Source organism: Thermus sp. (genome assembly GCF_037444525.1).
Taxonomy (GTDB): Bacteria; Deinococcota; Deinococci; order Deinococcales; family Thermaceae; genus Thermus.
The window spans coordinates 19,055-27,060 of the sequence record NZ_JBBIMD010000029.1 but is presented as its reverse complement, the minus strand read 5'-3'; the positions used below and the strand labels follow the sequence as shown (position 1 = coordinate 27,060).

Sequence of the window (8,006 nt, the reverse complement as noted above, 5' to 3'; positions counted from 1 at the left end):
CCGGAGAAAGCCAAAGCCCCCCAAAAAGGGGGGCTTTTGGTGCCGAGGGGCGGAATCGAACCGCCGACACTGCGATTTTCAGTCGCATGCTCTACCAACTGAGCTACCTCGGCGTGGCGGCCCCGACGGGACTCGAACCCGCGATCTCCCACGTGACAGGCGGGTGTGTTAACCAACTACACCACGGGGCCTTGGGGTTTTTGCCGGGTCGGGGGCGTCCGACCGGGCATTTAGGATGATAGCCGGGGCTAGGGGCCGTGTCAAGCTTGACCTGGGCCGAGGTCTTCGCCTACCACCGGACGCGTAAGGGGATAGGGGAGAGGAGCCTTCTGGTGGACCGGGGGGAATCGGGCTACCGGAACGCCTTCCTACCCGACGGGCGCATCCTCTACATGGGGGAGGGCAGGCGGGGCCACCAGGCCCCCATGGGGGGCAATCTCCGCCTCCTCCTGGCCCACCAGGAGGGGCGCCCCCTTAGGGTTTTCCTCCGAGAAAGGCCTGGGGTGTGGAGGGACCTGGGGTGCTACCAGGTGGAGGGGTGGCGGTACGCCCTTTTGGAGGAGGAGGGGCGGTACGTGTACTGGTTCACCCTTGCGCCCGGTGGATGCGAAGGAGGCCTTTCAAGGTGAGGTCCTCGTCCACCAGATCAAAGGAGGGGCAGATGGGCTTCAAAACCTCCGCAAAGCCCCCGGTGGCGATGACCAGGGCCTCCCCCACTTCCTCCTTGAAGCGGCGCACCATCCCCTCCACCAAGGCGGCGTACCCCAGGACCAGCCCTGAGCGGAGGGCCTCGAGGGTGTTCTTCCCCACCGCCTTCTCGGGCGGGACCAGGTCTATGCGGGGGAGCTTGGCTGTGCGCTGGGCCAGGGCGTCGGCCGCGGTCTGGGGGCCGATGGTGATGGCTCCCCCCAGGTACCGGTTTGGGGCCTCCACCAGGTCAAAGGTGGTGGCGGTGCCGAAGTCCACCACGATGTAGCGGCCGGTGGGGCTCTCGTAACCCAAGGCCCCCACCGCGTTCACCAGCCGGTCCGCCCCCGCCTCCTTGGGGTTGTCTATGAGGACCTCGAGCCCCGTGGCTTCCGCATCCACCACCTTTGCTTCTACCCCGAAAAGCCGCCGGATGGCTTGGGCCATCTCCCGCTCCACCGGCGGCACCACACTGGAGAGGAGGGCGGCCTGGGGGGGTGGGAGGCCTTCTAGGGCGAAGAGGTTTTTGAGGAGGACCCGGTACTCGCTTTCCATCCGCATCCGGTCGGTGTGGATGCGGAAGTGGGCCACGAGCCTCTCCCCCTCAAAAAGCCCGAGGGCGGTGGAGGTGTTGCCGATGTCCACCGCCAGGAGCATCATTCCCCTTCCCAGGGTTCCAGGACCACCCGGGTGGTGATCTCGGCGTTGAGGTTGGCGGACACGGAGCAGTACTTGGTGTGGGAGAGCTCCACCGCGCGCTCTAGGGCCTCGAGGGTCACCCCGGGCCCCGAGGCGATGTGGGTCACGGTGATGTGGGTGTAGCGCTTGGGGTGGGTTTCCGCCCGCACTCCCTCCACCTCCACCCGGTAGCGGGCCAGGGGTTGCTTCTTCTTCCGCATGATGTCCACCACATCGTAGGCGGTGCAGGCCCCCAGGGCCATGAGGAGGAGTTCCATGGGACGGGGTCCGGTGGCGGGCTGGTCCCCGTCAATCATCACCTTGTCCCCCTGCTCGTTCACCCCCAGGAAGCGGTGGCCTGTGAGCTGGTAAACGGTGACCTTCTTCGTCATGAGCTGCATTTTACCAAGCCCTCATCCGGTGGAGTAGAATGCCCATCGGTGCGGTTTCTTTTCCTTCTCCTCCTGGCGCTTTGGCCCATGGCCCAGGCCAACCCCCGGGTGGGCGTCCATGAGGGCTTCACCCGGGTGGTGGTGGAGCTTCCTGACCCTGGGGTGGGGTATGCCCTCGAGGGGGAGGGGGCCCTCCTCGTCGTCCGGCTTACTGGCCTCTCCCTTCCCCCTTCCGAGGGGGTGGTGAACTCCAAGGAGCTCGCCTCTTACCAGGTGGTGCCCGAGGGGAAGGGGACGCGCATCCTCCTAAGGACAAAAGGCCAGGTGGAGGCCAAGGTGGCCCGCTACCCCGATCCGGACCGGTTGGTGGTGGACCTCTACCTCGCCAAAGGGGCCCCGCCCCCCACCAAGCCCCAGCCCACGGCCAAGGCCCCCAAACCGCCCAAACCCATGGTCCTCCTGGACCCGGGCCACGGGGGGATAGACCCGGGGATGGTGGGGTACGTGGTAGAGAAGGAACTGGTGCTGGACATCGCCTTAAGGCTTAGGCGCCTCCTCGTGGGGGAGGGGATAGAGGTCCTCCTTACCCGCAATTCCGACACCCACCTCTCCCCCGACAAGCGGGAGGACCTCTCCCGGCGGGCTGGCCTAGCCGATAGCTCCCGGGTCAACCTCTTCATCTCCATCCACGCCAACGCCACCCCCACCCGCACCGCCCAAGGGGTGGAGGTCTACTACTTCGGCCGGGCCCAGAGCCAGGCCGTGCTGAGCCAGGTGATCCGGGAAAACGGTGGGGGGGACCTGGGCCGCCGCCTCACCCAGGAGGCCCGCACCGTGGCCGAAAGGATCCTCCAGGACATCGTGGCCCAGGCCAACCAGCGCTACTCAGAGCGCCTGGCGGAAACCCTGGGCCGGAAGCTTTCCGAGGCCACGGGAAGCCCCTACCGGGGGAGCTTCCCCGGGGACTTTTTCGTCCTGCGCTACGCCAAGGTGCCCGCGGTGCTGGTGGAGGTGGGCTTTGGGGACCACCCCGTGGAGGGGCGGAGGCTACAGGGCCCCGCCTACCGGGAGAAGGTGGCCCGGGGGCTTTTCGCGGGGATCCTCACCTTCCTGGCCCAGGGGGCCTACCGCTAAGCGCCTCGGCATTGAAAAATCCTCATGGAGCTCGGAGACAAGACGGTCTAGTCCCCTCTTCTGGGGCCCCCGCCGAAGCGAAAGCTTCGGCGGGGTACTTAAAAGGGAAAGGCCTCCAGGGCCGCCCCCGCGTGGGGGAAGCGGGCCTTGGGGTCCTTGGCCAGGAGGCGCTTGAGGTAGCCCTCCGCCTGGGGGGCGAGGCCGGGGATGGGGGGTACCTCCCCCTGCAGGTGGCCGAGGAGGACCTCCTCCGGCTCCCCCACAAAGGGGAGCTCCCCGGAAAGGATCCAGTAGAGGATGACACCGGCCGCGTACACGTCAGCTTCCTGCCCCGGGCTTTGCCCCAGGACCTGCTCCGGGGCCAGGTAGGGCAGGGTGCCCACCCGGAGGGGTTTTTTGAAGGCTTCCCGGGCTGGGCCGGAGAGGTCAAAGTCCAGGAGCCTGGTCTCGTCCGTGAGGGCCACGATGACGTTTTCCGGCTTCACGTCCCGGTGGACCAAGCCCTTCTCGTGCATGTGGGCCAGGGCCTCGAGGAGCTGCCGGAAGACCCCTAGGGCCCGGGCCCGCCCGGGGCGGCGAAGCATCCAGCGGCCCATCTCTTCCCCCGGGGCGTAGGCCAGGAGGAGGGCGGGGCCTTCCTCCAGGTCCAGCTTTGCCAGGATGGGGTTCAGGTTGGGGTGGGCAAGCCGCCCGCCCACCCAGTGCTCCCGGTCCCGCCGGGCCTCGGCTCCCTTGGGGAAGAGCTTTAGGGCGTAGGGGGTGCCGTAGGGGTCAAAGGCCAGGTAGACCGTGGCCAAGGCCCCGCGGGCCAGGGGGCGCACCACCCGGTAGCGCCCCAAAAGGATTTGGCCCACCACGCTCACCTCCCCCACTATACCCGTCCTCACCTCTTTCACCCTGCACCTCGCTAAGATTTTCCCGTGCGCGGCTTGGCGCTTTCCGGTGGGGGGGCCAGGGGGCTTGCCCATATTGGGGTCCTGGAGGTGCTTCTGGAGGCCGGTCTGGACTTCCAGGTGGTGGCGGGGACCAGCATGGGGGCCATCGTGGGGGCCCTCTTCGCCGCAGGCATGAGCCCCAAGGAGATGCTCGCCCTGGCCCACAGGACCCCTTGGCTCGGCCTCCTGGGCCTTTCCCCTAGGGAGGGGATTTTCTCGCGGAGGAAGCTTAAGGACTTTCTCGCGGAACACCTTCCCCCCACCTTCCAGGACCTCCGCCGCCCCCTGGCGGTGACCGCGGTGGACGTGCGCTCGGGGAGGCTCCTTTACCTTACCCAGGGGGACCTTCCCAGCGCTGTCCTGGCTTCCGCGGCCTATCCGGGTCTCCTGGCCCCGGTGGAGCGGGAGGGGGTTCTCCTCTTTGACGGGGGGGTTCTGGATAACCTTCCCGTGGACGCGGTGCGCTTCCTGGGAGCCCGGGAGGTCTTTGCCGTAGACGTGACCCCGGAGCAGGAGCAGGAGGAGGTCCCGAAGGGGCTCATCCCCCTGGCCCGGCGGGCGGTGGACCTGATGCAGCGCCAGCTCACCGCCCTCCGCCTGACCCTTTACCCCCCGGAGGTCTACCTCAGGCCGGAGCTCAAGGGGGTAGGGATAGAGGACTTCCGCTGCCTGGAGGAGATCGTGGAGGCGGGGCGCGAGGCGGCCCGGGCCTATCTGGAGAGTAGAGTGGGGGAGGTATGAAGGCGTTTTGGGACTACCTGTTCAAGGAGTGGTTTCGCCAGGTGGGGGAGGCCCTCCTGGTGGCCTTTCTGGTCACCACCTTCCTTTTCACCACCGTGGGGGTGGTGGGCCAGAGCATGTACCCCACCTTGAGAAACGGGGAGCGGGTCCTGGTGCCCAAGTGGGAAACCTGGCTGGTGCGCCTGGGGTTTAGGGAGTGGCGGCGGGGGGAGATCGCCATCCTGAAGCCCCCTGAGGGCACCCCCTTCGCCACCGCCCGCTTTCCCGTTCTTGGCTTTTCCTTCCGGGCCTTCTTCATCAAGCGCATCGTGGCCGTGCCGGGGGACGAGGTCTACGTGGAAAGGGGGGTGGTCTATGTAAACGGCCGGCCCCTGGAGGAGACCCACATCACGGACCAGATCTCCCCCTGGCCCGATTCCTTCCCCGGGGTCTGCTATAAGGACGGGGACATGACCCGGATCATCACCCAGCAAGGGGACTTCCCTGTGGACCTCCTGCCCCCCTACTTGAAGCCCCTCAAAACGATGCTCCTACCCCCGTCGGAAGGGGTTTTGGCGCGGAGCCGCTTTGAAGAGGCCTGCGAGGTGGGCCGCATCAAGCTCAAGCCCGGCTACTACTTCGTCATGGGGGATAACCGCACCCTCGGGGGAAGCGAGGACTCCCGTACCTTTGGCCCCGTGCCCGTGGAGGCCATCGCGGGGCGGGCGAGCTACGTCTGGTGGCCCCCCTTCGTCCGGGAAGAGGGGAGGGTGAGGCTCAACCTCCGCCCCCTGGCCCCCCCTCCGGCCTACCGCTGAGCACGGCCACGAAGAGCCGCCCGGGGCCGTGGACCCCCTTCACCATCACCTGGCCGATGTCCGCGCTCTTGGAGGGGCCGGAGTGGAGGCCCAAGGCCTTGGGCAGGCGCTCCAGGCGGGCCATGGCCTCGAGGAGGGTGCCGTAGACCCTCTCCTCCGGCACCAGGACCAGGTGGGTGGGGGGGAGGAGCTGGGCCCTGCGCCCGTCCTCAGAGGAGAGGGCCACCGTGCCCGTCTCCGCCACAGCGAAGAGGGCGAAGGAGACCCCCAAGGGGGCCTCCTCGGGGGGAAGCTCGGGGAGGGGGGGGCGGAGCGCCTTTGGCACCCCCGCCCCAAAGGCCACCCCCTTCAGCCCTTCCGCGAGGCGGGCGAGGAGGCCCTTGGCCTCCTCCCAAGGCACCCTTTCCCCTTCGGCCCCGTTTTCCCGCAGGCGCGCGAGGAGGAGGGCCACGGGGTCGGGGAGGGCGGGGGGGTGGAGGGGGCTTGGGAGTTCGGCCTTGGGCCTTTCCCGTAGGGCCTTCCGCACCCGGCTTAGGATCCTTTCCCTGGCGTCCATTCTCCCTCCAGTTCCTTCCAGAGCTCGTGAAAGGGCTTGGGGCTGGGCTTAAGCCTCCCCCGGCCCTCGGTCCAGGCCCTAAGGAGGGGGAGGAGGTCCTGGGCCCCCTCGGGCACCCCCCTGAGGGCCCGGGAGAAGAGGCGGTAGAGGGCCGGGCTTTCCATCACCCGGCGGAAGGCCTTAAGGGCTGCCCCCTCCAGACGGGGGCCAAGCCCCGCCTCCACCATCCGGCGGCGCCAGGTGAGGAGGAGCTTGGGGATGGGGATCTTCACCGGGCAGGCCTCGTAGCAGGCCCCGCAGAGGGTGGAGGCGTAGGGCAGGGGGTAGGCCGCCTCGAGGCCCAGAAGCCCCGGGTCCAGCACCGCCCCGATGGGCCCCGAGTAGACGTAGCCGTAGGGGTGCCCTCCCGTCTGCCGGTACACGGGGCAGGCGTTGAGGCAGGCCCCGCACCGCACGCACCTCAGGGTCTCCCAGGCCTCGGGGTCCTGAAGGAGGGCGGTGCGGCCATGATCCACAAAGACCACGTGCACCTCCTCCGGCCCCCCATCCCCCGGCCCCTGGATGAGGGAGACGAAGGTGGCAAGCCTCTGCCCCGTGGCCGCCCGGGCGGTGAGGGGGAGGAAGAGGGCCAGGTCCTCGAGGCGGGGGAGGAGCTTTTCTATCCCCACGAAGGCCACGTGGACCTTGGGGAGGCTGGTGGAGAGGCGGATGTTGCCTTCGTTTTCCATGAGGGCTAAGGTGCCCGTCTCCGCCACCAGGAAGTTGGCCCCGCTGATGCCGAGATCGGCGGTGAGGAAGGCCTCCCTTAAGACCTTCCGGGCTACGGCTGCCAGCTCCTCGGGGCTCGCCTCCAGGGGGGTGCCGAAGCGCTGGTGGAAAAGCTTCCTGATCTCCTCCAAGGAGAGGTGGATGGCCGGGCCCACGATGTGGCTTGGGGGCTCCTCTAAAAGCTGGATGAGGTACTCCCCGAGGTCCGTCTCGTACACCTCCACCCCCAGGGCCTCCAGGAGGGGGTTTACCCCGAGCTCCTCGGTGAGCATGCTCTTGGCCTTCACCGCCCGCCTCACCCCGTGCCGGGCCACCACTTCCCTCAGGACCCGGTGGGCCTCCTCGGGGGTCTCCGCCCAGTAGACCGCGGCCCCGTTTTCCCTAAGCCGCTTTTCCGCAAGCTCCAGGTAGCGGTCCAGGTGGCTCAGGACGTGGTCCTTCACCGCCTTGGCCCGGGCCCGCCAGGCCTCGCTGTCAATCTCCCCGTAGGCCTTGAGGCGGTTTCGCTCAAAGTGCAGGGTGGCCCCGGTGACCGCCTGCCGGACCCCAGGCTTTTCCCGCAGAAGCCTTGCTGCCTCCTTGGGGTAGAGCTTAGCCTTAGCCCGCATACGCCTCCCAAAGCAGGGTGGCCAGGGGGGCCACCCTTAGGGCCTTGCCCCGCTGGCCTAGTCTTCCTGAAAGGTGCAGGAGGCAGCCCGCGTCGGTGGAGGTGAGGACCTCCGCCTGGGGGAGGGTGTCCAGCTTGCGGTCCGCCATGGCCAGGGAGACCTCGGGGAGCTTCACGGAGAAGAGCCCCCCAAAGCCGCAGCACTCCTCTTCCGCCTCCCAGGGGAGGAGCTCTGCCCCGGCGTTCCGGAGGAGGAGGAGGGGTTCTTCCTTTACCCCAAGCTCCCTCAAGGCGTGGCAGCCGTGGTGGTAGGCCACCTTCCGCCCCCTTAGGCCTTCTCCAAGCTTCTCCACCCCCAGGACCCGCACCAAGAACTGGGAGAGCTCGTAGGTCTTCTCCGCGAGCTCCAGGGCCTCCTGGCTTCCGGGAAGGAGCTCGGGGTAGTGGTTTTTGACCATGCTGGCGCAGCTCCCCGAGGGGAGGACCACGTACTCCGCCTCCCGGAAGACCTCGAGGGTCCTCCGGGCCAGGGGCCTGGCCTCGTTCCAGTACCCCGCATTGAAGGCGGGCTGGCCGCAGCAGGTCTGCCCCTTCGGGAAGTCCACCTCCACCCCCAGAGCCCTGAGGAGCTTTACCGCTGCCACCCCGGCCTCGGCGTAGAACTGGTCGGCCAGGCAGGTGATGAAGAGGGCCACCCGCATTTGGCCCTAG

Annotated in this window: 10 protein-coding genes and 2 tRNA genes; 4 read left to right on the top strand and 8 right to left on the bottom strand. The window is 68.0% G+C overall.

From position 1 onward, the window contains the following. Positions 1-37: 37 nt before the first annotated feature. Together WKI94_RS06365 and WKI94_RS06360 are read right to left on the bottom strand one after the other, a co-directional pair. Positions 38-113, bottom strand: a tRNA-Phe gene (locus tag WKI94_RS06365). Between the two features lies 1 nt (position 114). Then, a tRNA-Asp gene (locus WKI94_RS06360) sits at positions 115-191 on the bottom strand. A 66-nt stretch (positions 192-257) separates the two neighbouring features. On the opposite strand from WKI94_RS06360, the gene WKI94_RS06355 reads away from it, so the two are divergent. Beyond that, a complete protein-coding gene (locus tag WKI94_RS06355; RefSeq protein ID WP_337844929.1) occupies positions 258-629 on the top strand; it encodes a hypothetical protein in 372 nt (123 codons plus the stop codon). On the opposite strand, the gene WKI94_RS06350 is transcribed toward WKI94_RS06355, so the two are convergent. After that, positions 586-1,344, bottom strand: a complete 759-nt coding sequence (locus tag WKI94_RS06350) for a type III pantothenate kinase (RefSeq protein WP_337844932.1) — start codon at positions 1,342-1,344, stop codon at positions 586-588. The genes WKI94_RS06355 and WKI94_RS06350 overlap by 44 nt on opposite strands. Beyond that, a complete protein-coding gene (locus WKI94_RS06345; RefSeq protein WP_337844928.1) occupies positions 1,344-1,757 on the bottom strand; it encodes an OsmC family protein in 414 nt (137 codons plus the stop codon). The genes WKI94_RS06350 and WKI94_RS06345 overlap by 1 nt, the downstream gene beginning before the upstream one ends. 48 nt (positions 1,758-1,805) lie before the next feature. Here WKI94_RS06345 and WKI94_RS06340 point away from each other — a divergent pair, with 48 nt between their 5' ends. Further along, positions 1,806-2,891 (top strand): N-acetylmuramoyl-L-alanine amidase, encoded by a 1,086-nt coding sequence (locus WKI94_RS06340; protein WP_337844927.1) that lies wholly within the window; start codon positions 1,806-1,808, stop codon positions 2,889-2,891. A gap of 98 nt (positions 2,892-2,989) precedes the next feature. Here the strand turns inward: WKI94_RS06340 and WKI94_RS06335 are convergent, their stop codons facing one another. Further along, positions 2,990-3,763, bottom strand: coding sequence for a serine/threonine-protein kinase (locus WKI94_RS06335; protein ID WP_337844931.1), 774 nt, complete (start codon positions 3,761-3,763; stop codon positions 2,990-2,992). Positions 3,764-3,811: 48 nt separating this feature from the next. On the opposite strand from WKI94_RS06335, the gene WKI94_RS06330 reads away from it, so the two are divergent. Continuing rightward, on the top strand, positions 3,812-4,567 hold the full coding sequence (locus WKI94_RS06330) for a patatin-like phospholipase family protein (RefSeq protein WP_337844926.1): 756 nt from the start codon (positions 3,812-3,814) through the stop codon (positions 4,565-4,567). Next, positions 4,564-5,364 carry a signal peptidase I gene (gene lepB, locus WKI94_RS06325; RefSeq protein WP_337844925.1) on the top strand — a complete coding sequence of 267 codons (801 nt, stop codon included), beginning with the start codon at positions 4,564-4,566 and terminating at the stop codon, positions 5,362-5,364. Before WKI94_RS06330 ends, lepB begins: the two co-directional genes overlap by 4 nt. Here lepB and WKI94_RS06320 read toward each other — a convergent pair. Genes WKI94_RS06320 through WKI94_RS06310 form a run of 3 tightly spaced genes read right to left on the bottom strand, consistent with a single transcriptional unit; the run spans position 5,324 to position 7,996 of the window. Beyond that, positions 5,324-5,920, bottom strand: a complete 597-nt coding sequence (locus tag WKI94_RS06320; protein ID WP_337844924.1) for a lactate utilization protein — start codon at positions 5,918-5,920, stop codon at positions 5,324-5,326. The genes lepB and WKI94_RS06320 overlap by 41 nt on opposite strands. Then, on the bottom strand, positions 5,896-7,296 hold the full coding sequence (locus WKI94_RS06315; protein ID WP_337844923.1) for a LutB/LldF family L-lactate oxidation iron-sulfur protein: 1,401 nt from the start codon (positions 7,294-7,296) through the stop codon (positions 5,896-5,898). Before WKI94_RS06315 ends, WKI94_RS06320 begins: the two co-directional genes overlap by 25 nt. Beyond that, the gene (locus WKI94_RS06310; RefSeq protein WP_337844922.1) at positions 7,286-7,996 is read right to left on the bottom strand and encodes a (Fe-S)-binding protein; all 711 of its coding nucleotides are present in this window, start codon (positions 7,994-7,996) and stop codon (positions 7,286-7,288) included. Before WKI94_RS06310 ends, WKI94_RS06315 begins: the two co-directional genes overlap by 11 nt. Between the last annotated feature and the right edge of the window lie 10 nt (positions 7,997-8,006).